The following is a 26,998-nucleotide window of genomic DNA, read 5'->3' as shown; positions in this document are numbered from 1 at the left end:
GAGCTGTGGCTCCCGACCCAAGCGCCCGCCAATGCCCGGCGTGCGGCGGCGGCGCGATCGGCCTCGGCCCGGGCCGCCGCGGCAGCCTCGCGCTCGGCCCGTGCCACCTGCCGCTGCTTGGCCATGCGCTCATCCTGCCTGCCTCGAGTGGTCACCTGTGCGGCGAGTGGTCACCTGCAGCCGACCACTCGCCGCGCAGGTGACGACTCGGCGCCCGTCAGACGGTCTTGAGCCAGTTCTCGAGCAGCGCGGCGCCGGCGTCGCCGGACTTCTCGGGGTGGAACTGGGTGGCGCTGACGGCCCCGCGCTCGACGGCGGACACGAACGGCTCGCCGTGCGTGGTGCGGGCGACCAGCCCGCTGGTCTCGTGCACCGCGTAGGAGTGCACGAAGTAGAAGCGGGTGCCGGCGTCGAGGCCGGCGAACAGCGCCGACTCCTTCGGCGCCTCGACGGTGTTCCACCCCATGTGCGGGCGCACGGGGGCCCGCAGCGCCTCGACCCGTCCGGGCAGCACCCCGAGCCCGGCCGACTCGACCCCGTGCTCGACGCCGGCGTCGAACAGCACTTGCATGCCCACACAGATGCCCAGCACGGGACGCTCGTCGCGAAGTCGGGCGGTTAGCACGTCGGCCGCCCCGACACCGCGCAGCCCGGCCATGCACGCCGCGAACGCACCGACCCCGGGCACGACCAGGCCGTCGGCCTCGACGGCGGCGGACGCGTCGGACGTGACCGTCACGTCGGCGCCGACCCGCTCGAGTGCCCGCTGGGCCGAGCGCAGGTTGCCCGACCCGTAGTCGAGCACGACGACCGTGGTCAGAGCACACCCTTGGTGGACGGGATGCCCTGGACGCGCGGATCGAGTTCGACGGCCGCGCGCAGTGCCCGCGCCACCGCCTTGTACTGGGCCTCGGTGACGTGGTGCCAGTCACGCCCGGCGTGCACGGTGACGTGCAGCGCGATGGCGGAGTGGTACACGAAGGACTCGAAGACGTGCCGGGTCAGCGTGGTGGCGTACTGGGTGCCGATCATCGGCGGCGCGCCGTCGGGCTCGTTGTGCACGAGGTACGGGCGGCCCGACAGGTCGACGGCGGCGTGCACGAGGCACTCGTCCATCGGGATGCTGGCGTCGCCGAAGCGGCGCGTGCCGGCCTTGTCGCCGGCGGCCTGCGCGAACGCCTGGCCCAGCGCGATGGCGGTGTCCTCGACGGTGTGGTGCGCGTCGATGTGCAGGTCGCCCTCGACCTGGACGGTGAGGTCGAACAGCCCGTGCCGGCCGAACGAGGTGAGCATGTGGTCGTAGAAGCCCACCCCCGTCGAGACGTCGGTGCGCCCGGTGCCGTCGAGATCGATCTCGACGAGCACCTTGGTCTCGGTCGTCGAGCGCTCGACGCGTCCGAACCTGCTCATGCGGGAACCTCCGTCAGTATCGCGGTCAGAGCCGTGCGGAACGACGCCATCTCGGTAGGCGTGCCGATGGACACCCGCAGCCACCCGTCGGGTCCAGTCTCGCGGATCAGCACGCCCCGGTCGAGCAGGCCCTGCCACACGCGGTGCCGGTCACCGAAGACGCCGAAGAGCACGAAGTTGGCGTCCGACGGCGCGGCGTGCAGCCCGAGGCCCACCAACCACTCCTGCGTGCGATCGCGTTCGGCCCGCAGTTCGTCGACCGCGGCGAGCATCTCGCCGGCGTGTGCCAGTGCCACCCGCGCCACGGCCTGGGTGACCGACGACAGGTGGTACGGCAACCGGACGATGCGTACGGCGTCGACCACTGCCGACGACGCGGCGAGATAACCCAGGCGGCCGCCGGCGAGCGCGAACGCCTTCGACATGGTGCGGGTGACCACCAGGCGGGGGTGGGCGGGCAGCAACGACACCGCGCTGGGCACACCGGCGCGGCGGAACTCGCCGTACGCCTCGTCGACCACCACCACGCCGGGGGCGGCCGCGAGGATGGCCTCGACGTCGGCGAGGCCCAGCGCGGTGCCCGTCGGGTTGTTCGGCGAGGCGAGCAGCACGACCGACGGCCGGTGCTCGGCGATGACGTCGAGGGCGTGCGGCAGGTCGATGCCGAAGTCGTCACGACGGCGGCCGACCACCCACCGGGTGTGGGTGTCGCGTGCGTACTCGGGATACATCGAGTACGTCGGCGCGAACGACACCGCGGTGCGGTCCGGCCCACCGAAGGCCATCAGCAGCTGCAGCATGATCTCGTTGGAACCGTTCGCGGCCCACACCTGGTCGACCCCGAGCTCGGCCCCGCCGTCCGTGGAGAGGTAGGCGGCGAGATCGGTGCGCAGGTTGAGCGCGTCCCGGTCGGGGTAGCGGTTCAGGCTGCGTGCCGCGTCCGCGACCGCCGCGGCCATGTCGGCGACGGTGGCCTCGGACGGCGGGTACGGATTCTCGTTGGTGTTAAGCGCGACCGGCACGTCGAGCTGCGGCGCGCCGTAGGGCAGCTCGCCGACGAGCTCAGGACGCAGCGGAAGGGCCTCGGTCATGAGGTGACGCGCACGGCGACGGCGGCGCCGTGCGCGGGCAGGTCCTCGGCCTCGGCCAGCGCGATGACGTGCGGCGCGACCTCGGCCAGGGCGGCGGCGTCGTACTCGACGAGGTGGATGCCCTTGAGGAACGACTGCACCGACAACCCGGACGCGTGGCGGCCGGTGCCGCCCGTCGGCAGCACGTGGTTGGAACCCGCGCAGTAGTCGCCGAGCGACACCGGGGCGTGCGGGCCGACGAAGATGCAACCGGCGTTGCGCACGCGTTCCGCCCACGCGCGGGCGTCGACGGTGATGACCTCGAGGTGTTCGGCGGCGTAGGCGTCGACCACCGCCAGACCCTGTTCGAGGTCGGTGACGAGCACGACGGCCGACTGCTCGCCGGTCAGGGCGGTGCGCACGCGGTCGGTGTGCTTGGTCGCCGCCACCTGCCGCTCGACCTCGGCGTCGACGGCGTCGGCGAGCTCGGTGGAGTCGGTGACCAGTACTGACGCGGCAAGGGTGTCGTGCTCGGCCTGGCTGATGAGGTCGGCGGCGACGTGCGACGGGTCGGCGGTGGCGTCGGCGAGCACCGCGATCTCCGTGGGCCCGGCCTCGGAGTCGATGCCGACGATGCCGCGCACGACGCGCTTGGCCGCGGCGACGTAGATGTTGCCGGGGCCGGTGACGACATCGACGGGCTCGATGCCAAGCGACACGTCGCCGTAGGCGGCGAGCGCCACGGCCTGCGCGCCGCCGACCGCGTACACCTCGTCGACCCCGAGCAGGGCGCACGCCGCCAGGATGGTCGGGTGCGGCCGGCCACCGAACTCCTTCTGGGCGGGCGAGAACACCGCGATCGAGCCGACGCCCGCCACCTGGGCCGGGACGACGTTCATGACGACGCTGGAGGGGTAGACGGCCAGCCCGCCCGGCACGTACAGCCCGACCCGCGCGACCGGCACCCACCGCTCGGTGACCGTGCCGCCGGGGACGACCTGCACGTCGACGACCTCGCGCCGCTGTGCCTCGTGGACGATGCGGGCGCGGCGGATCGACTCGGCCAGCGCGTCGCGCACGGTCGGGTCGAGACGGTCCAGGGCCTCGCCGAGGGCGGCGTCGGGAACCCTGGGCTCGGGCACGTCGACGCCGTCGAAGCGCAGCGTCGCGTCGCGTACCGCCGGGTAGCCGCGTGCCGCTACGTCCGCGATCAACGGGGTGACGGCCTCGAGCGCGGCATGCACGTCGACCCGGGCGCGCGGGAGCACGCGGCGCAGGTCGGCGGAGGCTGCGGTCGTCAGATCCAGGCGGCGTAGCACAGGGCCGAGTTTACGGGCCCGCGCTGCACCGGGTCCGCCTTGTGACCGGCGTCTAGCGTGAGGGGGTGGCGCCCGAGCACGCACTGATCCCGTTGTTCCCGCTCAGCCACGTCCTGCTGCCCGGCATGCCGCTGCCGCTGCACATCTTCGAGCAGCGGTACCGGCAGCTGCTCGACGACATCGCCGAGACCCCGGACGGACCGGTGTTCGGGGTCGTCGCCCTGCGCACCGGGACCGAGGCCGAGAACCCCGGTGTGGCCGCGCGCGGCGACGCACCCGACGTCGAGCGGGTGGGCACACTGGCCGAGATCCTCGAGATCGAGCGCGAGCCCGACGGCGCCGCCGACCTGCTGGCGGTGGGCACCCGGCGGTTCACGGTCGAGGCGCTGGTGCCCACCGGCAAGCCCTACCTGCGTGCGGAGGTCACCTTCCTCGACGAGTCGGACGGCGGCCTGACGCGTGCGCAGGAGGTTCGGGCCCGCGAGCTCATGGACGTCTACGACTCCTACCTGCTGCGCCTGGCCGGGCGGGGCACCGGTTCGGAACTGCCCAACGACGCGAGCATGCTCGCCTACCAGATCGCGGCGCGGCTGCCGCTCCCGCCGGCAGAGAAGCAGGCCCTGCTCGGAGACCTCAGCACGTCAGAACGGTTGACCCGGCTGGCCCGGTTGCTGCGGCGGGAGATCGCCCTGCTGCAGGGGACGCGCAGCATCGCCGTATCCCCCGCCGTACTGCGGATGGGCGCCGGCAGCAACTGACTCGGGTGGCTGCCTCGCGGCCACCACGGCGTCGTGGACCGGGTCGGGACGGCCGAGGTCGTCCCGGGCGGCGAAGGCCACCAGCATCCCGAACACCAGCACCGACACCGCGGCCTGCACGACCAGCAGGCCGTGGGCGTGCACGGTCAGCGGCAGCTGGTCGCTGAACCGTTCGGAGCTGTCGGGGATGGCCCGGCCGGTGCCGTCGCCGCCGCCGGTGAGGTGACCGACGGCCATGGTGAGCAGCGATCCGGCCACCCCACCGACGGCGAGGGCCAGGGCGGTGGCGACGCCCCGCATCGGGCGCAGGAACCACATCGCGAGGCCGGCCACCAGCCCGAGCACGGCCGCGATGACCAGGAACCGACCGTCGCCGGCGACGAACGCCTCGGTCTCGTCGGGCACGTAGACGCCCGGGTGCAGCACGAGCGCCCGGGGGCCCCTCGGGCTCCACCCGGACCAGACGAGCCCGGCCAGTGCCCCGACCGCGGCCAGCACGAGCACCAGCAAGCCGGCGCGCAGGACGTCGGTGCGGGTGGACGGGGCGCTCACGGACGCCAGTCTGCCAGCGCGCGTGGGCGGGTCAGGTGCTCGGGGGCACGCGGCCCACCGATTGGCGCAGGACGAGGTAGAGCTCGTCGCGGCTCGCCTTCGGTACGGCGCGGTCGACCTCGAAGCGGCGGATCCGCGCCATGGTGTCGGCCCGACGCCGCCCCACCAGCCGCACGATGAGCAGCGGCAGGGTGATGACCCGGCCGGGCAGGCCGACGCGCCGCAGCTCGCGGAACACGCCTGCGCTGGCGCCGTTGACGATCTCGGACACCCGATGCTCCATCGGCCCGTAGGCCTTGGCGTTCATCAGCCGCCGCAGGACCAGGCGCAGCAGCCCGCGCATGGCGTACACGCCGATCGCGAGGACGACGAGCAGGACGGCCAGCAGCGTCGAGTGCAGGACCCACTGCGACACGGCGGCGAGCGCGACCAGCACGAGCGCGAGGACCAGCAGCGCCCAGCTGACGCGCTCGAGGATCACCCGACCGACGATGTAGCGGGCCAGGGCCCACCGGCTGAACTCGTTGCCCTGCTCGAAGGAGCCCACCTCGTCGGCGCTGTAGAAAGCGTCGCCGTCGGGTCGATCGGGTACGGCCGGTTCCATGGGAGCGAGGTTACCGACGCACCGTGTGGGCTCGGCCCGGTGAGGTGGCGGCGTGCCGTCCATCCCGTGTTCACCGCCCGCTCATCCGGGCCTCGGACCATGCTGGTCATGCCCGCCCCCCGCTGCGCTCCGAGCGCCGAAGGCCGTCCCGTTCCGTCGCGCTCCGACTGCGTCGCCGCATGACCGGCACGCCCAACCTGTCCGTCGTGCTGCCCGTCCTGAACGCCGAGCCCTACATCGGCCAGACGTTGCGCTCGGTGGTGGCCAATCTTCGACCCGACATCGAGCTCATCGTCATCGACGACGGCTCGGACGACGCCACGCCGGAGATCGTCGCCGAGGCGGCACCCCGCCTGCCAGGGACGCGCGTCATCACCCACGAACACGCACATGGCCTGGCCGACGCCCGCAACGTCGGCCTGGCCGCGGCCGAGGGTCGGTTCGTCACCTACCTCGACGGCGACGACTGGCTGGCCCCCGGGTACCTGCCGCAGCTGGTCGATGCCATCGACAGGCTCGGTTGCGACTTCGTCCGTGTCGACCACGTGCAGGTCGAGGGCCGCGCGCGGGCCACGCACTGGGCCCCGCAGGGGATGCGGAACACGGTGCTCGACCCCCGCGAGAGCATCCTGCCGGCGAACCGGCGCAGCATGGTCGACTACCCGTACGCGTGGGCCGGCGTCTACCGCCGCAGCCTGGGCGACCTGCTGACGTTCCCGTCCGGCCTGCGCACGGCCGAGGACCGTCCGTGGATCTGGCGCCTGCACCGCGAGCTGCGCTCGTACGCCGTGGTGTCGCTCGCCGGGCTGTTCTACCGGCGGCTGGTCACCACGTCGCTGACCCAGGTCGGCGACGAGCGCCAACTGGACTTCTTCCGCGCCTACGACCAGGTCCTGCGCGAGGTCACGGCCGACCCGCAGGCCGCGCGCTTCCTGCCGAAGGCGACCCGGCAGTTCGTCGCCATCCTCGGGCACCACCTCACCCTGCTGCCGCGCTACGAACGGGCGCTCGCGGCCCGTTTCCGTGCGCGTGCGCGATCCGCGCTGGCCGCCCTGCCACCGGAGCAGCTCGCCGGGATCGTCGTGCGGGGCGAGCGAGCCGCCGCGCTGCGGACGGTCGTGCCCGCGAGCAGTCCGCTGCGAGCAGGACTGCGGCGATGAGCGCGCCGACGACCCAGGTCTTCTACTGCTCGACGCTACTCAGCGCGATGACCATCGCCGCGGGCATCGACGCCGGCCGCTTCGGGGCCGGCGACCGGCGGGTGGTGATCGTGTCCGACAACGGGCCGGCACCCGAGATCGGCACGTCGCTGGCGCAGTCACCCGGCTTCGCCGTGCTCCGTGATCGGGTCGACCGCGTCGTGTCGTGGAACGACCTCATCGCCCCGCTGCACCCGTCGGCCTGGTCGCCGCGCGACGTCGAGGTACCGATGCTGGCGCGCGCGCTGCTCGCGCACCTCGGTCTCGAGGAGCCGCCGGGCGAGCTGGTCGTCGAATCGATCGCGGTGGCACCGGCGCGGGCCGTGGCGACGCTGCTGCGTGACTGCCCCGTCAGCGTCGTCAGCGACGGGCTGATGAGCTACGGGCCGACCCGCAACCACCTGCCCGGCGAGCTGGGTTCGCGGATGCGGCGCGTGCTGTACCTCGACCTGGTGCCGGCCCTGCGACCGGTCCTGCTGCGCGAGGAGGGCGTGGACACCGACGCATTGCCGGACGAGCCGGTGCTCAAGGTGATGGCGGAGGCCACGTCTGTTCCGGCCCTCGCCGACGCCGTCGTGTCGTTGCCGCGCGGCGGCGCCCTCGTGCTGGGCCAGTACCTGTCCGCGCTGGACATCATGACGCCGGCGCAGGAGGCCACGCTGTACGCCGACATGGTGCGAGCCGCCGCCCGGGCCGGTCACCGCCAGGTGCTGTTCAAGGCCCACCCGGCCGCCGACCGCGCCCAGGCGGGCACGGTGCGGGCGGCCGCGGCGGAGGCCGGCGTCCGGTTGACCGTCGTGCCGCCGTACCTGCCGGCCGAGCTGTGCTTCGCCGAGGGACGGCCCGACCTCGTCGTCGGCTGCTTCTCGACCGCGCTGCTCACGGCCCGGAGCCTGTTCGGCCTGGAGGTGGCGACGATGGGCGCGCGGCAGGTGCTCGACGCGCTGACGCCGTACCAGAACAGCAACCGGATCCCGGTGACCATCGTGGACGCCGTCGTACCCCGGCTGAACCAGGACGGCACGACAACGGGTGCCGAGATGGCCGCCGCCGACCTCACCGAACTCGTCGAGGCGGTCAGCTTCTGCATGCAGCCGACGATGTTGCCGGAGCTGCGACCTGCCGCGGAACGGTGGCTGGCGCGGCACGGCTCGACGCGCTACTTCACGCGACGTCGGCTGCGCGCGACCGGCCTGGCACCCACGAGTCGCGCGCGCACGCGGTTGGCCGACTCCCGCATCGCTCACTGGGACGCGACGCGGGGCGGCCTGCGGCGGGCGCGCGCGTTCCGCGCCCGGGTGGACGTCACGCGACGTGCGGCACGTGGTGGTACACCAAGTCGATGACGCGCGTCCGGGTGCGCACGATTGTCTGTGGCGGATCGCTACCGGGCGGGTCTGTGCCGGGTGGGTCGGGACTGTGACTTGCATACCGGTGCCCGGTGGGGGTGGTGGTCGTGATGACGCCGTCGGCGCGGGCCGACCAGCCGGGTGCCTGTTTGGCGTAGTTGCAGGCCTCGCAGGTGCCGGCGGCGTTGGCGATGGTGGTGCGGCCGTCGCAGGCCCAACCGCGAACGTGGTCCGTGTGCCTGATCAACGCATCGCACCAGGGGGTGCGGCAGCGGCCCAGGTCGCGGAGCCGGACGAAGCGCCGCTGATTGGCGGTGAAGGTGCGGGCGCGGGTCTCCATCGCGGCCAGCTCACCGTTGCCCGGGTGGCGGAACAGTCGGCGTAGCCACCGCGGCGCGTCGGTGTCACCCAGGGCCAGCTCGCGGGCCAGGTCGGCGGGGATCGGGCCGTGCCCGACGAGTTCGGCAGGCTCGTGGTCACCGGCGAGCAGGGCGCGGTCGGTCATGACCAGCTCGATCTCGACCGGCACCGCGCCGGCGGTGGCCTGGCCGGTGAGCCGTTCGACCAGGGTGTCGGCCATGACCTGCCCCCGCCCGCGCTCGTCACCGCCCGCCGCCTTCAGATCGGCGTGCCGACCCAACGCCGCATACGCCGCGACGCCTTGGGCGACGGGCAGCAACGCGGTCAGCCGGCACATCGTGTCGGCCGCCGGCCGCACCGAGACCCGCCGGTCGTTCACGGCCGCGCGGGAGCGCTCCACGAAACCGGCCGGGTCGAGCCGGTAGGCAGCCCTCCGCGCCTCGACCTCGACCCGACGATCACCCCACCCGGACAACCGTGTGGCCAGTTCGGCATCCACCAGCGCGCGGTCCTCCCGGGACAGGAACAGCGTCTCCCGGGCCACGAGCATTGCCCGCCACTCCGAGACCCGTCCCGCCCGAAGCTCGGCGAAGGTGGTCGGCAGCTCCCGAGTCAGCACCGCACACCAGCCGACGTAGCGGCGGGCCTGCCACGGCGAGACCCGTCGCGCCAACGCCACCTGCCCGGCGATGCCCCGATCCTGCCGGTCGGTTGGCTCCCCCGCCGCAGCCGCGCGTCGGGACAAGGCGAACGCCGCCGTCACCGCGGCCTGCGCCGCTGCAGCAGCAGCCTTCAGCTCCTCCAACAGACGCAACTGGTCGACTAGAGCCGCATCATCGGCCGCCGGCTCCACCGCGCGCAGAGCAGCCGACATCACCGCCAGTTCGTCACTCGCAACCCCGTCCACAATGCAGACCCTGCCCGAGGGGTCCGACAGTTTCCGCGGCGAGCCGCGGCCCTCAAAATCGAGAGCCGGTAACCGTCCCGGAGAGGTACGAAGGTTTCGTGACTCACGATTCCGAACACGTCGACGCAGTACGCCACGGCTACGACGTCCTGTCCTACCTCTACCGAGGCGATGCCGACCCGGTGGGTCCGCAGTACGCAACTCGGCTGGAACGCCTGGTCGCTGCACTCCCCGTCGGCGCGCACGTGCTCGACGTCGGGTGCGGCAACGGCATTCCTGTGGCAAGGCGGCTGGTCGACGACGGGTTCCAGGTCACCGGCGTCGACCTCAGTGACACGCAGATCCGGCGGGCCCGCGCACTGGTCCCCGGCGCGGCGTTCGTCAGGGGCGACATCACCGACCTCCGTTGGCCTCCCGCGACGTTCGACGCGGTGCTCGCGTTGTACTCGGTGATCCACATCCCGTTGTCCCGTCAGCCCGCCCTGCTCGCGGACCTGGCCCGATGGACGAAGCCGGGCGGACAGTGCTTGCTCGTCGCGGGAGCCACGGCCTGGACAGGCACGGAGGAGAACTGGCTGGGTGGCGCCGCATCGATGTGGTGGAGTCATCCCGACGCGTCGACCTACCGACGATGGCTGGCCGCCGCCGGGTGGCACGTGGTCGACAGCTGGTTCGTGCCCGAGGGCGACGGCGGCCACCAGGCGTTCTGGTCTGTCAGGTCGTGACGCCCACCCGGGGGTCCCGCGGGGCGACCGCCGCGATGTGCGCGACGAAGTCCCGCGCGTGGCTCGTCGCCGACGGCGTGAACCACGACGGATCGACCGGACGCACGTCGATGCGCACGCCCTCGTCACGCATGAGGTCCCCCAGGACCACCGGCAGGGTGTGCGACGCGGTCGACGGGAACGTGATCACCCGGCGCGACACCGGACCCTTGCGCAGCGCGAGTTCCGCGGGCAGGTCGGCGCGGACGACCGTGACACCCGGCAGCGTGTCGATCTCGGCCACGAGCGAGTCCGACTCGCGCCGGTGCGCGAAGTACCGCACCGGGGCGTGCCGGCGGACCAGCGTCGCGACCGCGTCGACGTACGCACGCCGGTCGATGAGGCCACTGTCCACCAGCGAGATGCCGAGGACGTCGACGCGGTCGTCGACGATGTCCGGCGTGCGCCAGGCCCGCGCCCACGAGTAGCGGTTGTCCACCCGCGTCGCGCCGAGCGGCGTCGCGTCGCGCAGGCAGCTGAACACCGTCAGGCGCCGTCGGACGCTCGGCGTCAGCAGCTTCGTGGCTCGCGCCTCGAGCGCCATCCGTCCCTGCAGCGGCTTGCGCCACCGGACCATCGGCTTGTTCGCGTCGAGGCAGGCCACGAACTCCCACGTCGCGGTGCCGTCGTCCACGGCGACGAGGTGGTCGGCACGCACGAGCGGCAGGAGGCTCTGGATGTAGCGCGAGAACGGGTCGCCGAGCACCAGCCGGTCCGCGGTGCGGACGTCGTGGGCCACGGCTGCCGCGCCGGTGAACGCCGCCGAGTTGCGCGCCCGCACCGAGCGGTGACGCACGTCGACACCCATCCCCCGCGCCAGAGCCGCCACGCGGAACAGCTGACGCAGCGACTGCCGGTCCGTGGGGGCCAGCACGTCGACGCGGACGTCGTCGATGGAGCCCGTCGTGTGCGCCCACTCGACGACGTTGTGCAGCTGGGTGGCCGTCTCGACGAGCGCGACCGTCTTGGGCATGGCCACGGTCAGCTCACCGCCGTCTCGAGACCGACGCGGCGCAGCTTGGCCCGGATCGGCACCTCGCTGTCGTAGACGCGCTTCACACCGTCGCCGAGCGCGGCCTCGACCGTACGGATGTCCCGCACCAACCGCTGCAGGCCGCCCGGTTCCACCGACGCGGCCTGGTCGGAACCCCAGTTCGCCCGGTCGAGCGTGATGTGCCGCTCGACGAAACACGCCCCGAGCGCGACGGCCGCGACCGTGGTCTGCAGGCCGATCTCGTGGCCCGAATACCCGATCGGCACGTCGGGGTAGGCGTGCATCAGGGTGTGGATCATGCGCAGGTTCAGCTCGGGGGCGGGCGCCGGGTAGGAGCTGGTGGTGTGGCAGATGATCAGCTTCTCGCGGCCCAGGACGTCGACCGCGTGCCGGATCTGCTCGAGCGACGACATGCCGGTCGACAGGATCACCGTGCGCCCGGTGTCGCGCACCCGCGCCAGCAGCTCGTCGTCGGTGAGGCACGCCGAGGCGATCTTGTGGGCGGGCGGGTCGAAGGTCTCCAGGAAGTCGACGCTGGGGACGTCCCACGGTGACGCGAACCAGGCCATGCCGCGGCTGGCACAGTACCGCTCGATCGCCGCGTACTCCTCGGTGCCGAACTCGACGCGGTGCCGGTACTTCAGGTACGTCATCCGGCCCCACGGGGTGTCGCGCTCGACCCCCTGCTGGTCGGCGGGGACGCAGATCTCCGGCGTGCGCTTCTGGAACTTGACCGCGTCGCAGCCGGCGGTCGCGGCGACGTCGATCATGGCCAGCGCGTCCTCGAGCGAGCCGTTGTGGTTGATGCCGATCTCGCCGGTGACGTAGACGGGGTGGTCGGGTCCGACCGGGCGGTCACCGATGTAACGCAAGCGGTTCAGATCCATCGCGGATGTCCTTTCCGAGCACTCTCGACGCGACTTCGCGAACCGCGCCGTGGCCACCTGGGGCGGCCGTGACGATGCGGGCCCGTGCCCGTACCGAGTGATGCGCGTCGGCGACCGCGATGGGCCAGCCGACGAGGTCGAAGCACGGCAGGTCGTTGACGTCGTTGCCGACGAAGGCCGTGCGGTGCAGGGCGTGCCCGCGGTCGGCGCACCACTGCGCCAGCGCCACGCCCTTGTGGTCGATGCCGGTGAGCGCGGGGACGTGGAGCTTGCGGGCCCGTGCCTGCACGACGGGGTTGCGTTCCGTCGACAGGATCAGCACGTCGAGACCTGCGCGGCGCAGCGCGGCCACCCCGAGCCCGTCGCCGCGGTGCACCGTGACCGCCTCGCGGCCGTCCTGGTCGACGGTCACCCGATCGTCGGTGAGGGTGCCGTCGAAGTCGAGCACCACTGCGTCGAGATCGGCCGGCCCGGGGTCGCGCGGCCGGTCGAGCAAGGGGCTGAGCAACCGGGCCCGCGCGAGGTCGTCCGGCTCGTCGATCTCCAGCGTGCGGGACGGGTCCACCACGACCGGGCGCACGCGACCGAAGAAGCGATGACCCTGGCACCGCAGGCCACTCACCCGCATCGCGTACGCGGCTCCGGTCTCGAGCAGCTCGACGGCGCGGTCCTGACGGCGCGCACGGTGGCCGGGGTCGTGGTTGACGCCGCTGCCGTCCGGACGCCACAGGAACCCGTGCGACGGTGCGGCCGTGAACGCGCTGTCGGCCTCGCCGTCGAGGACGGGGTGGATCACCCCGTCCAGGTCCGAGCTGTCGAGGAACGGGCTCGTGCACTGCACGAGCACCGCGACCACCGCCTCGGGGGCGTAGCTGTCGAGCGCGTGCAACAGCGCGGACTCCGAGGACGCAGCGTCCGAGGCCAGCTCGGCGGGACGCACGACGACCTCGGCGCCGGCCTCGCGCGCGGCCTCGGCGATCAGCCGGTCGTCGGTCGAGACCAGGACCCGGTCGACGAGCTCGGCGCGCCGGGCCGCGTCGACGGCACGTGCCACCAGCGCGCGACCGCCGACCAGCGCGACGTTCTTGCCGGGCACACCTTTCGACCCTCCCCGCGCCGGGATCACCGCCACCACGCTCATGCCCTCACTCCGTTCGGGCATGCAGAGACGCAATTCCGTCGGACCGCTCCGCAAGCGTCGCTCATTGGTTCGCCCACCTCCGCAGACGCGGCTCGATGCGGGCGGTGCCGAGCCGGTGGACGCGACGGGCCGCACCACGCAGGACACGCCGACCCCGGTGTGGCTGGTGCTCGATGCGTCCGGCCGGCGTCGAGCCGTCCGGGTCCAGCCCGTGCCGCGCGAGCAGGTGCGGGAGGTACGCGCCGGATTTCTCGGTCGTGAACCACGGCCGCAGCGGCGGCAGCGTGTCGTGCTGCGCTGTCAGGCGGAGCAACCGGTCACGTACCGCCTCGTAGGCGTCGTCGTCGCCCACCCCGTTGTCCGCCGCCCACGTCGGGTCGGTCGTGGGGAGCACGCCGTCGTGCAGCTCCGGCCAGGACACGAGCGCACCGGACGCGGCGAAGACGTGGTTGCCGAGCGACTCCCGCACCCCGAAGTCGGTGAGGACACCGACCGGGATGTTGCGGTGCATCGCCTCGAGGGCTGCGGTCGAGCTGACGGTGACGCACAGGTCCGTGCGGTCGAGGACGTCGGCCATCGAGCCGTAGGCGTAGCTGACGTTGGCCGGCAACGACGCCTCGCGAACGAGCGTCGCGTAGTGATGGGTCTCGACGTGCGTCGTCTGCTCACCGGGACGCGCGCGCAGCTTGACGACGACGTGCCGCTCCGGGTGGCGACGCGCGTGCTCGAGCACCTGCGTCATCGCGTACCGGCGCTCCTGCGCCGTCTCCGGCACCGAGGGTTGCGCCACGAAGGTGACGGTGAACGGGCGGTCGCCGGCGGGTGTCCCCCGACGGCTGCCCAGGAACGGCAACGCCGTGCGAACGACGCTGTCGGGGTCGGCGCCCACGGCCCGGTACACGCTGCGGAACGTGCGCTCGTCGGCCGCCGAGTTGGCCAGCACGACGTCGGCGCCGGCGCGCAGCAACAGCCCGTCGACGACGCGCTCGTAAACGACCCCGACGTACCCGGTCACGACCACGGGCCGCGACTGGCGGCCCTGCCAGGCGTGCGCCAGGCCGTGCAGCAGGGACTGGATAGTGCCGCCGGCGCAGGCGAGCACGACGACTTCGGCCTCGACGTCGGCCAGTCGGTTCAGCACGTCGCTCATGCCGCCGCGGGTCAGCGTGACCGCGGCGACGCCGACCTCGCGCACCTGCGCGTCGGTCGGCGCGGCACGGCCGTCCACCAGGTGGCCGTGCACACGTGACGTGCCCGCGCCGGTGAGCTGGTGCGCCAGCGACGCACCCCACTTCCAACGCGTGTCGGAATCGGCGACGACGTGGACGTCCCACGTGGTCGTCGACCCGAGCTCGGCGCTGTTCATCACGACGAGCGTGGCTGCGACGTTCGCCGGGACGGCGGATGACACGTGACCGGAAGGTGTACGTCGAACGGACGCTGAGAATTGACTGGTGACGCCCGTCATGCCGCGGTCCGCGGCTTGCGGCCCGCGTGGAACACGCGGACGTTCTCGCGCCAGCCGCCCAGCGCGTCGAGTGGCATCGGGTCGCGAGCGGCCTTCTTCCGTACGTCCCGTCGGCGCTCGGTGGTGTCGAAGCCCTGCTCGATCACGTCGAGGCCGCCGAACAGGAAGGCCAGGGCGTCCGGTGTGTAGCGGTAGTAGTCGATCGGGCAGGGGTGGTAGCGCCAGCTGAACAGCGTCGAGGTGTAGGACAGGCCCCCGGGTGCCAGGATCCGCGTGATCTCCTCCGCCGCGAGCCAGGGCCGGTCGAGATGCTCGAACACGTCGACGGACACGACCACGTCGAAGCTCGCGTCCGCGATCTCGGGACAGGCGGTGATGTCGCCGACCACGGTGCGCTCGTCGGAGTGCTCCAGGTCCAGGTTGAGGTAGTCGAAGCCGGCGCCGAACACGTGCCCGCGGGGGTGGCGGCGGCCGCCGATCTCCAGCACCCGGCCGTTGGTCACGCCGCAAGTGGCGAGGAGCCGGCGCAGGTGGCCGTTGATGCGGTCGTCGCGCACGCCGGCACCGCGCCACTCGTTCTCGAGAACGGTCAGCTGGGCGAGCCGGGCCTGGGCCGGCGACCGTCGCAGCCCGGCCGAACCTCGCCGTCGCAGCTCGTCGCGCAGGCGGTGGGCTGCGCTGCGCGCGGCGGGGACGACGGCCATGTCGCGAACCTAGGAACGGCGGGTGGACCGCGCGGTCCCTGCGCGCGACGAGTCGCCGTCGTCGAGATGGACGTCGGGTTACCGAGCCGGGGCTCCGTCCCACCGACGTCGTGCACCGCTGCCGCGGTCAGGCCGAGAACGCGCCCGCGCCCAGCAGGGCCTTCAGGTCGCCCATCAGCGCGGCCGACGGGGTGACGCGATGCTCGAGGACGAGCTGCGGGCTGTTGCTGCTCACCAGCGCGAGGTGCACCTCGGTCATCCCCGGATGCCCGACCAGCACGTCCTTGAGCCGCGACACGAGCGGCGGGGTGCACCGGTTGGCCTCGATGCGCAGCCGCACCGGGCCGCCCGGACCCTGCGTGGTGTCCAGGATCGTGAGGTCGCTGGCGATGAGCTTGACGGTGTCCTCGCGCGCGTCGGTGCGGCCCTTCACCGAGACGATCGCGTCCTCGGTGACGTTCAGTGCCACCTGGGCGTAGGTCGCGGGGAAGAACATGACCTCGATGGAGCCCTCGAGGTCCTCCAGCACGGCGTTGGCCCACGGTGCGCCGGCCTTGGTGACCCGACGGTTCACCGAGCTCAGGATGCCGCTGAGCGTGACCGTCTGCGCGTCGCCCTGCCCCTCGGTCTGCACCGACGCGACCGTCATGTCGGCGCTGGAGGACAGGATGTGCTCGAGTCCGAACAGCGGGTGGTCGGAGACGTAGAGCCCGAGCATCTCGCGCTCGAACTGCAGCAGCACCTTCTTGTCCCACTCGCCGTCGGGAACGCGGATCGCGAACACGTCGTCGACCGGGGCGTCTGCGCTGTCGTCGCCGAAGGAGCCGAAGAGGTCGAACTGGCCGATGGCCTCCGCGCGTTTGGTGTCGAGCACGGCGTCGACCGCGGCCTCGAAGGTGTTCATGAGCCCGCGGCGGGTGTGGCCCAGCGAGTCGAACGCGCCGCCCTTGATCAGACCCTCGATGGTGCGCTTGTTGCAGACGACGGCGTCGACCTTGCGCAGGTAGTCGCCGAAGTCGGCGAACAGGCCCTTGGCCTTGCGGGTCGCGACGACCGAGGCCACCACGTTCGCGCCGACGTTGCGGATGGCGGTGAGGCCGAAGCGGATGTCGGTACCGGTCGGGGTGAAGTTGGCCTCGGACTCGTTGACGCACGGCGGCAGGACCTTGATGCCCATGTGGCGGCACTCGGCGAGGTAGATCGCCATCTTGTCCTTGTCGTCCTTGACCGACGTCAGCAGCGCGGCCATGTACTCGGCCGGGTAGTTGGCCTTGAGGTAGGCCGTCCAGTACGAGATCAGCCCGTACGCGGCGGAGTGCGCCTTGTTGAAGGCGTAGTCCGAGAACGGCAGCAGGATGTCCCAGAGCGTCTTGACCGCGGCCTCGGAGAAGCCGTTGTCCTTCATGCCCTGCGCGAACCCGGCGTACTGCTTGTCCAGCTCGGACTTCTTCTTCTTGCCCATGGCGCGGCGCAGGATGTCGGCCTGGCCGAGGGAGAAGCCGGCGACCTTCTGCGCGATCGCCATCACCTGCTCCTGATAGATGATCAGGCCGTAGCTGGTGTCCAGGATCTCCTTGAGCGGCTCCGCGAGCTCGGGATGGATCGGCGTGATCTCCTGCCGGCCGATCTTGCGCAGCGCGTAGTTGGTGTGCGAGTCGGCACCCATCGGCCCGGGCCGGTACAGCGCGATCAGCGCCGAGATGTCCTCGAAGTTGTCGGGACGCATGAGACGCATCAGCGAGCGCAGCGGCCCGCCGTCGAGCTGGAACACGCCGAGCGAGTCCCCCCGCGCCAGCAGGTCGTAGGCGGCCCGGTTGTCGAGCGGGAGATCCTCGAGGACGAGGTTCTCGTCGCGGTTGATCGTGATGTTCTCGAGGGCGTCGTCGAGGATCGTGAGGTTGCGCAGCCCGAGGAAGTCCATCTTGATCAGGCCGAGGTGCTCGCACGTCGGGTAGTCGAACTGCGTGATGATCGCGCCGTCCTGCTCGCGCTTCATGATCGGGATCAGGTCGAGCAGCGGGTCCGAGGACATGATGACGCCGGCGGCGTGCACGCCCCACTGCCGCTTCAGGCCCTCCAGGCCCTTGGCCTGGTCGACGACCTTCTTGACCTCGCCGTCGGCCTCGTACAGCGAGCGGAACTCGCCGCCCTCGTTGTACCGGTCGTGGGTCTTGTCGAAGATCTTGTTGAGCGGGACGTCCTTGCCCATGACGGGCGGCGGCATCGCCTTGGTGATGCGGTCGCCCATGGCGAACGGGTAGCCCAGCACCCGGCCGGCGTCCTTCACGGCCTGCTTGGCCTTGATGGTGCCGTAGGTGACGATCTGCGCGACGCGGTCGTCGCCGTACTTCTCGGTGACGTAACGGATGACCTCACCGCGCCGACGCTCGTCGAAGTCGACGTCGAAGTCGGGCATGGAAACGCGGTCGGGGTTGAGGAACCGCTCGAAGATCAGCCCGTGCCTCAGCGGGTCGAGGTCAGTGATGCGCATCGCGTAGGCGACCATCGACCCCGCGCCCGAGCCACGACCGGGGCCGACACGGATGCCGTTGTCCTTCGCCCAGTTGATGAAGTCGGCGACGACGAGGAAGTAGCCCGGGAAGTTCATCTGCTCGATGACGCCGACCTCGTAGTCGGCCTGGCGCTGCACCTCGTCGGGGATGCCGCCCGGGAACCGGCGCCGCAGCCCGGCGGCGACCTCCTTGGCGAACCAGGTCCGCTCGGTCTCGCCTTCGGGAACCGGGAAGCGCGGCATGTAGGTGCCGTTGCCCTCGGTGAAGTCGACCTCGCAGCGCTCGGCGATGAGCAGGGTGTTGTCACACGCCTCGCGCAGGTCGTACTTGTCGGCCCACAGCGAGCGCATCTCGGCCGGGGACTTCAGGTAGAAGTCGCGCGCGTCGAACTTGAACCGGTTCGGGTCGGCCATGGTCTTGCCCGACTGCACGCAGAGCAGGATCTCGTGGGTGTCGGCGTCCTCGGCGTGCGTGTAGTGCAGGTCGTTGGTGGCGACGGTGGGCAGCTGGAGGTCCTTAGCCAGCTTCAACAACCCGTCGCGGACCCGGGTCTCGATGTCGAGGCCGTGGTCCATGAGTTCCAGGAAGTAGTTCTCCCGGCCCAGGATGTCCCGGAACTCGGCGGCGGTGGCCCGGGCCTTGTCGTAGTCGCCGATGCGCAGCCAGGTCTGGATCTCGCCCGACGGGCAGCCGGTGGTGCCGATGAGGCCGCCGGCGTACTCGCTCAGCAGCTCGCGGTCGGCGCGCGGCTTGTAGAAGAAGCCCTCGATGCTGCTGCGTGAGGCCAGCCGGAACAGGTTGTGCATGCCCGTGGTGTTCTCGGCCAGCAGGGTCATGTGGGTGAACGCACCGCCGCCGGACACGTCGTCGTCGCCGCCCTTGTTCCACCGCACCCGGGTGCGGTCGGAGCGGTGGGTGTTGGGGCTGAGGTAGGCCTCCATGCCGATGATCGGCTTCACGCCGGCGGCGGTGGCCTTGCTGTAGAAGTCGTAGGCGCCGAAGACGTTGCCGTGGTCGGTCATCGCCAGGGCCGGCATGCCCATCCGATGGGCTTGCTCGAACAATTCCGTCAGGCGCGCGGCGCCGTCCAACATGGAGTACTCGGTGTGCACGTGCAGGTGCACGAAGCTGTCGGAGCTGCCGTCTGACACGGAGGATCGAGCCGCCTTCCCGGGGTGGAACCGTGCGCGCGAACCATCCGCGCCGCAGGACGCCAGTCTGTCACCCGGGTCGGACATCGTCGGGCGTGTCGGGGCACGCGTGTCTCTCGACCCGAGGTCGAGGTGGCGACGTCCTCAGTGCGCTGATCGGTCGGTGGTGTTATCTTCCCGTGATCTCGCCCGGGCGAATCATGGGCGGACGGACCGAGGAGACCCATGCGACTCTCGACCTGGCTCGGCATCGGCGCCCTGACCCTGAGCTGCTGCCTGGCCCCCGCGGCGGCGATAGCCGCTCAGCCCGCGGCCGCGGTGTCCCCGGTCTGCGTCGAGAACGACGGTGACCCCAACAGTGGTCTGTACTCGATCACGGACATCAACTACGACGCCCTGTCCGACGACGTGGTCGGCGTCCCGAACGCCGCCGAGGCCGGGCACGCGGGCGCCGGCGCGGTGGACATCCACTACGGCTCGTCCCAGTCCGTGCCGGCCCGCACCCAGCGCTTCGACGCCTCGCTGTTCCCGGCCACCGGCGGCCCGGAGACGAACGCGGCGTTCGGGGCCTCCGTCGCGTTCACCCACCTGACCACGCGCGACGACGGCGGCTGCGCCGATCTGCTCATCGGCGCGCCGGGCGCCAACGGCGGCCGCGGCTCGGTCGTCATCGCGCGCGGGTCCAACGCCGGGGTCACCGCCGAGGGGGCCACCGTGCTCTCGGGCAGCAGCGCCGGGGAGCGTTTCGGGTCGGTCGTCGTGGCCGACGACGACGACCTCTGGATCGGCGCGCCCGACCGCACCGTCGACGGGGCGGTGCAGGCCGGGGCGATCGACCACTACCGCTGGGCGAACGGCACGGCCACTCTCGTGCAGACCCTGACCGAGTCCACGCCCGGCGTTCCCGGCCTGGCCGAGGCCTACGACCATTTCGGCAGCGTGCTCTCCATCGAGCACTACGGCGCGCTGGTCGTCGGCGAACCCGACGAGGACGTCGGCACCGGTGCGCGAGACGCGGGCACGGTCACGGTGGTCTTCACCGACCGCACGACCGGCAAACTGACGAGGGCACGCACCTTCGCCCAGAACTCGCCCGGTGTCCCGGGAACCTCCGAGGCCGGTGACCACTTCGGCGCGAGCGTGACCTCCGTGGCCAACAACAACGCGGCCGGCACCGCTAACATCGCGGTGGGCGTGCCCGGCGAGTCCCTCGGGCGCCTGGCGGGTGCCGGGACGGTCGACCTGTTCACCGTCAAGGCGTCCAGCGTGAACCCGAGTTCGGCGTCGGCCCTGTCGCAGGACTCCCCTGGCGTACCAGGGGCCGACGAGGCCGGGGACCACCTCGGCCAGCAGGTCGACTACATCGGGAACTACCTGTGCGTGAGCATGCCCGGCGAGGACCTCGGCAGTGCCGTCGACACCGGCCGGGTGCTGTGCAGCGGCGTCGGTACCGTCGGCGGCCCGGGCAAGCACGGCTGGGTCTCCTACCAGCAGGGCTCGACCGCCGGTGGACCGAGCGGTTCACCGCAGTCGGGTTCGGCGCTCGGCACGTACCTGTCGCGGAGTGCCTACAGCCTGGCGGGTGACTACTTCGCGGGCGGGGAATCGGTCGTCATCGGTGCACCAGGGGTCACGCTCGGGGGCAAGAAGGACGTCGGTGCGGTGTTCTACGACACCGGGGTCACCGACAGCGGCGGCCAGGTGGCCGGCGAGCGCTACGGCGTTCCTGCCTTCACCGTCAGCAACGGGGCCTCCTACGACACGCGCTGACCACCCGACGAGGGCGGTCGGTCAGCGGATCCGCACTCGCGCGCCGACGTGCACCCACCGGTAGAGGAACGCGATCGCGGCGAGCGGCATGTGCACGCAGCCATGCGAGCCGCCTGTCCGGTATCTCGGGCTGCCGAAGGGAAAGGTCTGCCATGACGCGTCGTGGAAGCCGAACAACGGGGCGTCGAACGGGATCCAGTACCTGACGGCGAAACTGCGCCCGTCGACCAGCGTCAGGGTGGTGTTCCGCGTGCGGGCCTGAACCGTGTACGAGCCGGTGGGTGTGTGCGTGTCCTCACCCGGGATGCCGGTGGTGACGGCGGTGTCGCGTACGAGCCGGTGGCCGGCGCACACCCACAGATGCTGGGCCCGCACGCTGACCCGGACGAGCTGCCCGGAGGTGTTCGAGGCGCACGGGTCGATCGCGGTCGTGGGCGTGGTCGTGGGCGTGGTCGTGGGCCTGGCGGCGGGTGCCGCGCTCGTCGTCGCGGCCGCGGGCGCCGCCGTCGGTCCGGGCCCGGTGGCCGCCGCTGGCGACGTCGCGGGCGAGGTCCGTGCCACAGGCGCCTGCGTCGAAGCGGCCCGTCCCGGTGGGTGGTCGTCGGTCGGGGCACGGCGGAGATCCGAGCTGCACGCGGTCACCGCCGTGGCGGCGAGCGTCAACGCCGCGAGACGCAACCACCACGACGTCGACACGGGATCAGCGTAGGTGATCATCAGCCGTCTTCCGGGTCGGGAAGGATGGCCGGATGGACGTCGACGAACTGCTGGCCGGTTTTCGCCCCTTGCTGCGCGGAGCGTTGGTGGCGACCGACTTCGACGGCACGCTGGCTCCGTTGACCCGTGACCCGGAGGACTCGCGCGCCGTCGCCGGCGCGGTCGACGCCCTGACCCGCCTGACCCGGCTCGGCGCGCGCGTCGCGGTGATCACGGGTCGCGACGCGCGCACCGTGCTGCGTCTCGGTGCGCTCGAGACGGTGCCGGGGCTGACCGTGGCCGGCATGTACGGCATCGAGACCTGGACGGCGGGCGAGCTGACGACACCCGAGACGCCCCCGACCATCACCGCGCTCCGGGACCGGCTCCCCGCGGTTCTCGCGGACGGCGACCCCGACATCTGGATCGAGGACAAGCGCCTGTCACTGGTCGTGCACGCGCGGCGCGCTGCCGATCCGGACGCGGCGCTGGCCGGCGTGGAGGCGGGGGTCCGTGCGCTCGCCGACGAGCTGGCCCTGGAGGTGCACCCGGGCAGCCAGGTGCTCGAACTGCGCTTGCCCGGCTACGACAAGGCGGCGGCGCTGGCCCGGCTTGCCGTGGGCGCCGGTGCCGTCGTCTACCTCGGCGACGACCTGGGCGACCTGCCGGCGTTCGCCGAGATCGGCAGACTGCGTGCGGCCGGCGTGCCGGCGTGGAGCGTCGGGGTGCTGTCGTCCGGCGTCCGCGGCATCGCCGAGGCCGTCGACGTCACCCTGCCCGACCCGGACGCCACGGTGCAGCTGCTCGAGCGACTGGCCGGTTGAGGGCCGGTCCGGCGACGCATCCCGAGGGCCAGGGCGACACCGGCCGCACAGACGACGAGGCCCGGGCCGGCCGTGGGGCCGGGCGCCTGGCCGAACAACGCCCACGCGGCGAGGGCCGACGTCGGCGGGGTGAGGTACAGCAGGGTGCTGGCCCGGGTCGCGCCGGAGCGGCGGGCCACCAGCAGGTAGCTGCCGTAGCCGCCGAAACTGGACAGGACGACGAGCCACGCCACGGCACCGCCGAACGCCGGGGTCGTCGGCGGCGCGAGGTGCCCGCGCGACACGGCGAAGGCCAGGAACACCAGCGCGGCCGTCCCGGACTGCACGCCGAGCGACACCGGCACGCTCGTGGCCGGACGCCACCGCCGGTCCAGGAGCGTGCCGGCGGCCAGGCCGGCCACCGCCACGACGGGCAGCGCGTAGGCCCACGCGGGTGCGTGACCGGACCCGAGATCGCCCAGCACGACCAGCCCGACGCCGAGGCCCGCGACCACCAGCCCGACGCGCTGACGTGACGTGGTGCGCTCCCCCAGCAGGGGATCCGCGACAGCAGCCACGACGAGCGGTTGCAGTGCGGCGACGAGCGCGCACGTCCCCGCGTCGACGCCCGCCGCGGTGGCCGAGAAGATGCCACCCAGGTACACGACCTGCACGAGCAGCCCGAGCACCACGAGCCGGCGCAGGTCCCGGGCCGACACCCGCTCGCGGCGCGCCAGGGCCCAGACACCCAGTACGGCCGCCGACACCACGGTCCGCCAGGCCAGGACCGTGTCGAACGGTGCCTGGTCCGTCCCCATGACCGCGCCGACGAAACCGGACGACCAGCACAGGACCAGGGTCGTCCCGGCGATCGTGTCGACGTTCTTCGAGTTCATACCACTCAGGTAACCAGACCGGTCGGTATACTCGCAGGCTATGTCGACCTACTCGCCGGAAGCAGTGTTCGCGGACCCACCGGTACTGACGCCCGCCGGACGGCGGATCGCGGCCGCCGCGGCCACCCTGTTCTACGAGCGCGGCATCCGCGCGGTCGGCGTGGACACGGTCGCGGAGGTGGCCGGGACCACCAAGAAGACGATCTACGACTGCTTCGGTTCGAAGGACGCCCTGGTCGCCACGTACCTCGTCCTGCGTCAACGACGCTGGAGCGCGCATCTGGAGGCCGAGATCACGAGCCATCGTTCGCCGCGGCTGCGCCTGCTCGCCGTCTTCGACGCCCAGCAGTCCTGGCTGGCCGACAACCGTCGCGGCTGCGCGTTCGTCAACGCCTGGGCCGAGGCGGGCACCTCCGAGCCGGTCGCCGCTGTCGTACGGGCGGAGAAGGCGTGCATGCGGCGTCGGATCGACACGCTGGTCGCCGAGGCCGGTCTGCCCCGGGCCGCGGACACGGCGGCGACCCTCCATCTGCTCTACGAGGGTGCGCTCGTCGCCTCGACGGCGGGCGGGGACGAGCGCGCGGTCGCCGACGCCCGGCGGGCAGCCGCCCTGCTCGTGTAGTCGGCCTCAGCTCAAGGCGTCGAGCTGGGCCTGGAACCAGTCGATCGGCGGCAGCTTGACCGCCGCCGCGCGCATCCGCTCGGCACCGGGGCGGCGCTGCTCGACCGGTGTGCTCAACGCGTCGTGCAGCGCCTGGGCCGTGGCCGACACGTCGAAGGGGTTGACCACGAACGCGTCGTCGCCGAGGACCTCCACGGCGCCCGTCTCGCGCGAGAGGACCACGGCCGGGGACCGTTCCGACAGCACGAGGCCCTCGAGCACGACGAGGTTCATCCCGTCCCGCACCGAGTTGACGAACACGACGTCGCTGCGGCGCAGCACGGCCAGCGCGGACGGGTAGTCGTCACCGATCTCGAAGATCAACGGCGTCCACTCGTCGGTGCTGAACTCGTCGTCGATGTCGCTCGCCAGCCGCTCGATGCGGGCGGTGTACTCGCGGTAGGCCGGCACGTCCTCGCGCGACGGGTTGTTGTACACGGCGTGCACCACCCGACCGTGCCATTCGGGTCGCGTACGGAGCAGCTCGCGGAAGGCCAGCAGGCCGCGGAACACGTTCTTCGAGAGCTCCGTGCGGTCGACGCGCCCGATGAGCAACCGGTCGCCCACGGTGTCGTCGAGCACCCGCAGGGCGCTGTCGACGCTGCGCCGCCCACCCAGCCGCTTCATCTCGTCCGGGTCGGTGCCGAGGGGGAACACGCGCACGCCGTCCGGGTCCACGTCGGTCACGGCGCGGGCCGTGGCCCGGAACAGCTCGGCCCAGCGTTCGGTGTGGAACCCGATGACGTCAGCGCCGAGCATGCCGTCGACGATGGCGTGGGCGACGTCGTCGGGCAGCATGGCGAAGTCGTCCGGGGTGATCCAGGGCGTGTGCGTGAAGTGGCCGATACGCACGTCCGGACGCAGGTCACGCAGCATTTTCGGGACGAGGAACAGGTGGTAGTCCTGCACCATCACGGTGGCGTCAGGGCCTGCCGCCTCGGCCAGCGCCTCGGCGAAGGCCCGGTTGAAGCGGATATAGCTGTTCCACTGCCGCCGCCACGTCGCGTCGAACGACGGCTGGGTGGGCAGGTCGTAGAGCCGGTGCAGCACGAACCAGAGCGTCGAGTTGGCGACGCCGTTGTAGGCGTTGCGGAAGGTCAGCGCGTCGATCGGCAGGAGCCGGACGTCGAAGTCGCCGTGCAGCGCATCAGCGACCTCCGGCAGCTCCGAGATGCGACCACCCGGTGCCCGCCGCGCCAGGGACCGCTCGCGGTCGTTCATGGCCGCGCTGACCCACACCGCGTCGGGGGTGGTCGACAACGCGGCCTGCATGCCCGACACCAGCCCGCCGCTGCCGCGGGTGATCTGGTCGTCACCGTCGTCGACCGCCACCACGGTCAACGGCCCGCGGTTGGACGCGACGAGCAATCGGGCGGTGCCGGTGGTGCGGTCGGCGGTCGTTTCAGTCATCCGCTCGTCCTACCCACGATCGATCAGCCCTCGGCCGCCAGGACGTCCAGGGCGTGCTGCAGGTCCTGCGGATAGGGCGAGACGACGCGCAGCTCCTCCCCCGTGCCCGGGTGCTCGAACGCCAGCTCGCGGGCGTGCAGCCACTGCCGGGTGAGGCCCAGTCGCGCGGCCAGCGTGGGGTCGCCCCCGTAGGTCAGGTCGCCGACGCAGGGGTGCCGCAGGGCGGCCATGTGCACCCGGATCTGATGGGTGCGGCCCGTCTCCAGGTGGACGTCGAGCAGCGTCGCCGCGCGGAAGGCCTCGGTCGTCTCGTAATGGGTGACGCTGGGCCGGCCACCGCCGACGACGGCGAACTTGTAGTCCGAGCCGGGATGCCGGTCGATCGGCGCGTCGATCGTGCCCCGGGTCGGGTCAGGGTGACCTTGGACGAGGGCGCTGTAGCGCTTGTCGACGGTGCGTTCCTTGAAAGCGCGCTTCAGGGCGGAGTAGGCCCGTTCGCTCTTGGCCACGACCATCGCCCCGGTGGTGCCGGCGTCGAGACGATGCACGATGCCCTGCCGCTCGGCCGGCCCGCCGCTCGCCAGCTGGTAGCCCATGGCGGCGAGGCCCTGGGTGACGGTCGGGCCGTGCCACCCAGGGCTCGGGTGCGCGGCCACCCCGACCGGCTTGTCGACGACGAGCAGGTCGGCGTCGTCATAGAGGACGGTGAGCCCGTCGACAGCCATCGGCGGCGCCTCGCGCCCGGTCTCCGGCATGGTGACCTCGAGCAGCTCGCCGTGCTGCACGCGGGTGCTCCGCGGTGCGTCGGCGCCGTCGACGGTCACTCCCCCGGAGTCGATGAGGTCGGCCGCCGCGGTGCGGGACAGGCCGGTCAGCCGGGACAGCGCGACGTCCAGCCGCAGGCCGTCGAGGCCGTCCGGGACCGGCAGCAGCCGCGACTCAGGCATCCTTGCCGGCCTGCCTGCGTCCGTCGAACTCGATGCCGAGCACCGCCAGCAGCGCGGCGAGCACGGCGCCGCAGACGATGCCCGAGTCGGCGAGGTTGAAGATCGGCCAGTGCGCACCGTTCGGCCCGAACACGCTGATCCAGTCGACGACGTAGCCGCGGCCGACACCGGGGTGCCGCGCCAGCCGGTCCACGAGGTTGCCGACCGCACCGCCCAGGACGAGGCCGAGCGCGACCGCCCAACCTGCCGAGCGCAACCGCCCGGCCGTGCGGATGATCACGATGACGACGGCCACGGCGACCACGGTCAGGATCGCCGTGAACCCGGTGCCGAGGGAGAAGGCGGCGCCGGAGTTGCGGGTCTGGTCCAGGTAGATCAGCCCGCCCAGGATGCGGACCGGGGTATGGGTCGGGGGCAACTTCGCCACCACAAGCACCTTGCTGACGACGTCGAGCGCCAGCACGACCGCCGCGACGATCGCGAACAACACGATGCGGCGGCGCCGCGGGGGGCGCTCGTCGGGGTCAGCGTCGGCGCGGGCGTCGGCGTCTCGGGACTGCACGCGTCGATTCTCCCGCATGGTGTGCGCGCAAGCGGCACCGCGTATCGGACGGGATGGTCTGAATTACGGCGAAGATCACGCCACCGCGTCGGAGAGGCGAGCG

Annotated in this window: 25 protein-coding genes and 1 pseudogene; 8 read left to right on the top strand and 18 right to left on the bottom strand. The window is 72.0% G+C overall.

Translation table 11 applies throughout. The features are described 5' to 3' along the window. Positions 1–217 precede the first annotated feature (217 nt). From hisH to hisD, 4 genes are read right to left on the bottom strand one after another with little or no spacing between them, the layout of a single operon-like run. Complete coding sequence (gene hisH / locus ACFFCA_RS12535; protein ID WP_375485266.1) at positions 218–820, bottom strand: imidazole glycerol phosphate synthase subunit HisH; 603 nt, start codon at positions 818–820, stop codon at positions 218–220. Then, positions 817–1,410, bottom strand: a complete 594-nt coding sequence (hisB, locus tag ACFFCA_RS12530; protein ID WP_375485260.1) for an imidazoleglycerol-phosphate dehydratase HisB — start codon at positions 1,408–1,410, stop codon at positions 817–819. Before hisB ends, hisH begins: the two co-directional genes overlap by 4 nt. Further along, a complete protein-coding gene (locus ACFFCA_RS12525; RefSeq protein ID WP_375485257.1) occupies positions 1,407–2,501 on the bottom strand; it encodes a histidinol-phosphate transaminase in 1,095 nt (364 codons plus the stop codon). The genes hisB and ACFFCA_RS12525 overlap by 4 nt, the downstream gene beginning before the upstream one ends. Continuing rightward, positions 2,498–3,799 carry a histidinol dehydrogenase gene (gene hisD, locus ACFFCA_RS12520; RefSeq protein WP_375485255.1) on the bottom strand — a complete coding sequence of 434 codons (1,302 nt, stop codon included), beginning with the start codon at positions 3,797–3,799 and terminating at the stop codon, positions 2,498–2,500. The genes ACFFCA_RS12525 and hisD overlap by 4 nt, the downstream gene beginning before the upstream one ends. Positions 3,800–3,864: 65 nt before the next feature. On the opposite strand from hisD, the gene ACFFCA_RS12515 reads away from it, so the two are divergent. Continuing rightward, on the top strand, positions 3,865–4,557 hold the full coding sequence (locus tag ACFFCA_RS12515) for an LON peptidase substrate-binding domain-containing protein (protein ID WP_375485253.1): 693 nt from the start codon (positions 3,865–3,867) through the stop codon (positions 4,555–4,557). On the opposite strand, the gene ACFFCA_RS12510 is transcribed toward ACFFCA_RS12515, so the two are convergent. Both ACFFCA_RS12510 and ACFFCA_RS12505 read right to left on the bottom strand, forming a co-directional pair. Further along, on the bottom strand, positions 4,441–5,109 hold the full coding sequence (locus ACFFCA_RS12510) for a DUF2567 domain-containing protein (RefSeq protein ID WP_375485251.1): 669 nt from the start codon (positions 5,107–5,109) through the stop codon (positions 4,441–4,443). The two genes, ACFFCA_RS12515 and ACFFCA_RS12510, sit on opposite strands and share 117 nt — an antisense overlap. Before the next feature lie 31 nt (positions 5,110–5,140). Continuing rightward, a complete protein-coding gene (locus ACFFCA_RS12505; RefSeq protein WP_375485249.1) occupies positions 5,141–5,713 on the bottom strand; it encodes a hypothetical protein in 573 nt (190 codons plus the stop codon). 179 nt (positions 5,714–5,892) lie between these two features. On the opposite strand from ACFFCA_RS12505, the gene ACFFCA_RS12500 reads away from it, so the two are divergent. Both ACFFCA_RS12500 and ACFFCA_RS12495 read left to right on the top strand, forming a co-directional pair. Beyond that, positions 5,893–6,873: a glycosyltransferase family 2 protein gene (locus ACFFCA_RS12500; protein ID WP_375485247.1), complete on the top strand. Its 981-nt coding sequence runs from the start codon at positions 5,893–5,895 to the stop codon at positions 6,871–6,873. Continuing rightward, a complete protein-coding gene (locus tag ACFFCA_RS12495; RefSeq protein WP_375485245.1) occupies positions 6,870–8,258 on the top strand; it encodes a polysialyltransferase family glycosyltransferase in 1,389 nt (462 codons plus the stop codon). Before ACFFCA_RS12500 ends, ACFFCA_RS12495 begins: the two co-directional genes overlap by 4 nt. On the opposite strand, the gene ACFFCA_RS12490 is transcribed toward ACFFCA_RS12495, so the two are convergent. Further along, positions 8,218–9,435, bottom strand: a complete 1,218-nt coding sequence (locus ACFFCA_RS12490) for a DUF222 domain-containing protein (protein ID WP_375485243.1) — start codon at positions 9,433–9,435, stop codon at positions 8,218–8,220. The two genes, ACFFCA_RS12495 and ACFFCA_RS12490, sit on opposite strands and share 41 nt — an antisense overlap. 191 nt (positions 9,436–9,626) lie before the next feature. Here ACFFCA_RS12490 and ACFFCA_RS12485 point away from each other — a divergent pair, with 191 nt between their 5' ends. Continuing rightward, complete coding sequence (locus ACFFCA_RS12485; RefSeq protein ID WP_375485241.1) at positions 9,627–10,253, top strand: class I SAM-dependent methyltransferase; 627 nt, start codon at positions 9,627–9,629, stop codon at positions 10,251–10,253. Here ACFFCA_RS12485 and ACFFCA_RS12480 read toward each other — a convergent pair. The 6 genes from ACFFCA_RS12480 to dnaE form a co-directional block, all read right to left on the bottom strand. Beyond that, positions 10,243–11,271 carry a hypothetical protein gene (locus ACFFCA_RS12480; RefSeq protein ID WP_375485239.1) on the bottom strand — a complete coding sequence of 343 codons (1,029 nt, stop codon included), beginning with the start codon at positions 11,269–11,271 and terminating at the stop codon, positions 10,243–10,245. The genes ACFFCA_RS12485 and ACFFCA_RS12480 overlap by 11 nt on opposite strands. A 2-nt stretch (positions 11,272–11,273) precedes the next feature. After that, entirely contained in the window at positions 11,274–12,173 is a 900-nt protein-coding gene (locus tag ACFFCA_RS12475; protein ID WP_375485238.1) for an N-acetylneuraminate synthase family protein, read from the bottom strand. Next, the gene (locus ACFFCA_RS12470; RefSeq protein WP_375485236.1) at positions 12,142–13,335 is read right to left on the bottom strand and encodes a cytidylyltransferase domain-containing protein; all 1,194 of its coding nucleotides are present in this window, start codon (positions 13,333–13,335) and stop codon (positions 12,142–12,144) included. The genes ACFFCA_RS12475 and ACFFCA_RS12470 overlap by 32 nt, the downstream gene beginning before the upstream one ends. Before the next feature lie 40 nt (positions 13,336–13,375). Continuing rightward, positions 13,376–14,725, bottom strand: coding sequence for a DUF6716 putative glycosyltransferase (locus tag ACFFCA_RS12465; RefSeq protein ID WP_375485234.1), 1,350 nt, complete (start codon positions 14,723–14,725; stop codon positions 13,376–13,378). 53 nt (positions 14,726–14,778) lie between these two features. Continuing rightward, positions 14,779–15,486, bottom strand: a complete 708-nt coding sequence (locus ACFFCA_RS12460; protein WP_375485232.1) for a methyltransferase domain-containing protein — start codon at positions 15,484–15,486, stop codon at positions 14,779–14,781. A gap of 127 nt (positions 15,487–15,613) precedes the next feature. After that, a complete protein-coding gene (gene dnaE, locus ACFFCA_RS12455; protein ID WP_375485264.1) occupies positions 15,614–19,093 on the bottom strand; it encodes a DNA polymerase III subunit alpha in 3,480 nt (1,159 codons plus the stop codon). A gap of 282 nt (positions 19,094–19,375) precedes the next feature. Here dnaE and ACFFCA_RS12450 point away from each other — a divergent pair, with 282 nt between their 5' ends. After that, positions 19,376–20,920, top strand: a complete 1,545-nt coding sequence (locus ACFFCA_RS12450; RefSeq protein ID WP_375485230.1) for a hypothetical protein — start codon at positions 19,376–19,378, stop codon at positions 20,918–20,920. Positions 20,921–20,941: 21 nt separating this feature from the next. Here the strand turns inward: ACFFCA_RS12450 and ACFFCA_RS12445 are convergent, their stop codons facing one another. Beyond that, positions 20,942–21,343: a L,D-transpeptidase gene (locus ACFFCA_RS12445; protein WP_375485262.1), complete on the bottom strand. Its 402-nt coding sequence runs from the start codon at positions 21,341–21,343 to the stop codon at positions 20,942–20,944. Between ACFFCA_RS12445 and ACFFCA_RS12440 the strand changes: the two genes are divergently transcribed. After that, complete coding sequence (locus ACFFCA_RS12440) at positions 21,321–21,629, top strand: hypothetical protein (protein WP_375485268.1); 309 nt, start codon at positions 21,321–21,323, stop codon at positions 21,627–21,629. The genes ACFFCA_RS12445 and ACFFCA_RS12440 overlap by 23 nt on opposite strands. Before the next feature lie 40 nt (positions 21,630–21,669). Continuing rightward, positions 21,670–22,284: pseudogene (gene otsB, locus ACFFCA_RS12435) on the top strand (trehalose-phosphatase); the annotation flags it as partial. Here the strand turns inward: otsB and ACFFCA_RS12430 are convergent. Further along, the gene (locus ACFFCA_RS12430) at positions 22,254–23,315 is read right to left on the bottom strand and encodes a DMT family transporter (RefSeq protein ID WP_375485228.1); all 1,062 of its coding nucleotides are present in this window, start codon (positions 23,313–23,315) and stop codon (positions 22,254–22,256) included. The pseudogene otsB and the gene ACFFCA_RS12430 sit on opposite strands and share 31 nt — an antisense overlap. A gap of 40 nt (positions 23,316–23,355) precedes the next feature. On the opposite strand from ACFFCA_RS12430, the gene ACFFCA_RS12425 reads away from it, so the two are divergent. Next, positions 23,356–23,937, top strand: a complete 582-nt coding sequence (locus ACFFCA_RS12425) for a TetR/AcrR family transcriptional regulator (protein WP_375485226.1) — start codon at positions 23,356–23,358, stop codon at positions 23,935–23,937. Between the two features lie 6 nt (positions 23,938–23,943). On the opposite strand, the gene ACFFCA_RS12420 is transcribed toward ACFFCA_RS12425, so the two are convergent. The 3 genes from ACFFCA_RS12420 to lspA are packed head-to-tail and all read right to left on the bottom strand — an operon-like array spanning position 23,944 to position 26,895. After that, positions 23,944–25,386 carry a trehalose-6-phosphate synthase gene (locus ACFFCA_RS12420; RefSeq protein ID WP_375485224.1) on the bottom strand — a complete coding sequence of 481 codons (1,443 nt, stop codon included), beginning with the start codon at positions 25,384–25,386 and terminating at the stop codon, positions 23,944–23,946. 23 nt (positions 25,387–25,409) lie between these two features. Continuing rightward, entirely contained in the window at positions 25,410–26,333 is a 924-nt protein-coding gene (locus ACFFCA_RS12415) for an RluA family pseudouridine synthase (RefSeq protein ID WP_375485222.1), read from the bottom strand. Continuing rightward, positions 26,326–26,895 (bottom strand): signal peptidase II, encoded by a 570-nt coding sequence (gene lspA / locus ACFFCA_RS12410; RefSeq protein ID WP_375485220.1) that lies wholly within the window; start codon positions 26,893–26,895, stop codon positions 26,326–26,328. Before lspA ends, ACFFCA_RS12415 begins: the two co-directional genes overlap by 8 nt. Positions 26,896–26,998 lie beyond the last annotated feature (103 nt).

This window comes from uncultured Jatrophihabitans sp. (assembly GCF_964252635.1).
Classification (GTDB): Bacteria; Actinomycetota; Actinomycetes; order Mycobacteriales; family Jatrophihabitantaceae; genus Jatrophihabitans.
The sequence above is the reverse complement of the archived record's forward strand: the minus strand, read 5'-3'. Positions and strand labels throughout refer to the sequence as shown.

Excerpts from the sequence above, each read along its gene's own strand:
- ACFFCA_RS12415 (WP_375485222.1), bottom strand. The coding sequence starts at position 26,333 with ATGCCTGAGTCGCGGCTGCTGCCGGTCCCGGACGGCCTCGACGGCCTG.
- ACFFCA_RS12420 (WP_375485224.1), bottom strand. The coding sequence starts at position 25,386 with ATGACTGAAACGACCGCCGACCGCACCACCGGCACCGCCCGATTGCTC.
- hisB (WP_375485260.1), bottom strand. The coding sequence starts at position 1,410 with ATGAGCAGGTTCGGACGCGTCGAGCGCTCGACGACCGAGACCAAGGTG.
- ACFFCA_RS12425 (WP_375485226.1), top strand. The coding sequence starts at position 23,356 with ATGTCGACCTACTCGCCGGAAGCAGTGTTCGCGGACCCACCGGTACTG.
- ACFFCA_RS12475 (WP_375485238.1), bottom strand. The coding sequence starts at position 12,173 with ATGGATCTGAACCGCTTGCGTTACATCGGTGACCGCCCGGTCGGACCC.
- ACFFCA_RS12500 (WP_375485247.1), top strand. The coding sequence starts at position 5,893 with ATGACCGGCACGCCCAACCTGTCCGTCGTGCTGCCCGTCCTGAACGCC.
- ACFFCA_RS12470 (WP_375485236.1), bottom strand. The coding sequence starts at position 13,335 with ATGCCCGAACGGAGTGAGGGCATGAGCGTGGTGGCGGTGATCCCGGCG.
- ACFFCA_RS12505 (WP_375485249.1), bottom strand. The coding sequence starts at position 5,713 with ATGGAACCGGCCGTACCCGATCGACCCGACGGCGACGCTTTCTACAGC.
- ACFFCA_RS12450 (WP_375485230.1), top strand. The coding sequence starts at position 19,376 with ATGCGACTCTCGACCTGGCTCGGCATCGGCGCCCTGACCCTGAGCTGC.
- ACFFCA_RS12430 (WP_375485228.1), bottom strand. The coding sequence starts at position 23,315 with ATGAACTCGAAGAACGTCGACACGATCGCCGGGACGACCCTGGTCCTG.
- ACFFCA_RS12525 (WP_375485257.1), bottom strand. The coding sequence starts at position 2,501 with ATGACCGAGGCCCTTCCGCTGCGTCCTGAGCTCGTCGGCGAGCTGCCC.
- ACFFCA_RS12495 (WP_375485245.1), top strand. The coding sequence starts at position 6,870 with ATGAGCGCGCCGACGACCCAGGTCTTCTACTGCTCGACGCTACTCAGC.
- dnaE (WP_375485264.1), bottom strand. The coding sequence starts at position 19,093 with ATGTTGGACGGCGCCGCGCGCCTGACGGAATTGTTCGAGCAAGCCCAT.
- ACFFCA_RS12460 (WP_375485232.1), bottom strand. The coding sequence starts at position 15,486 with ATGGCCGTCGTCCCCGCCGCGCGCAGCGCAGCCCACCGCCTGCGCGAC.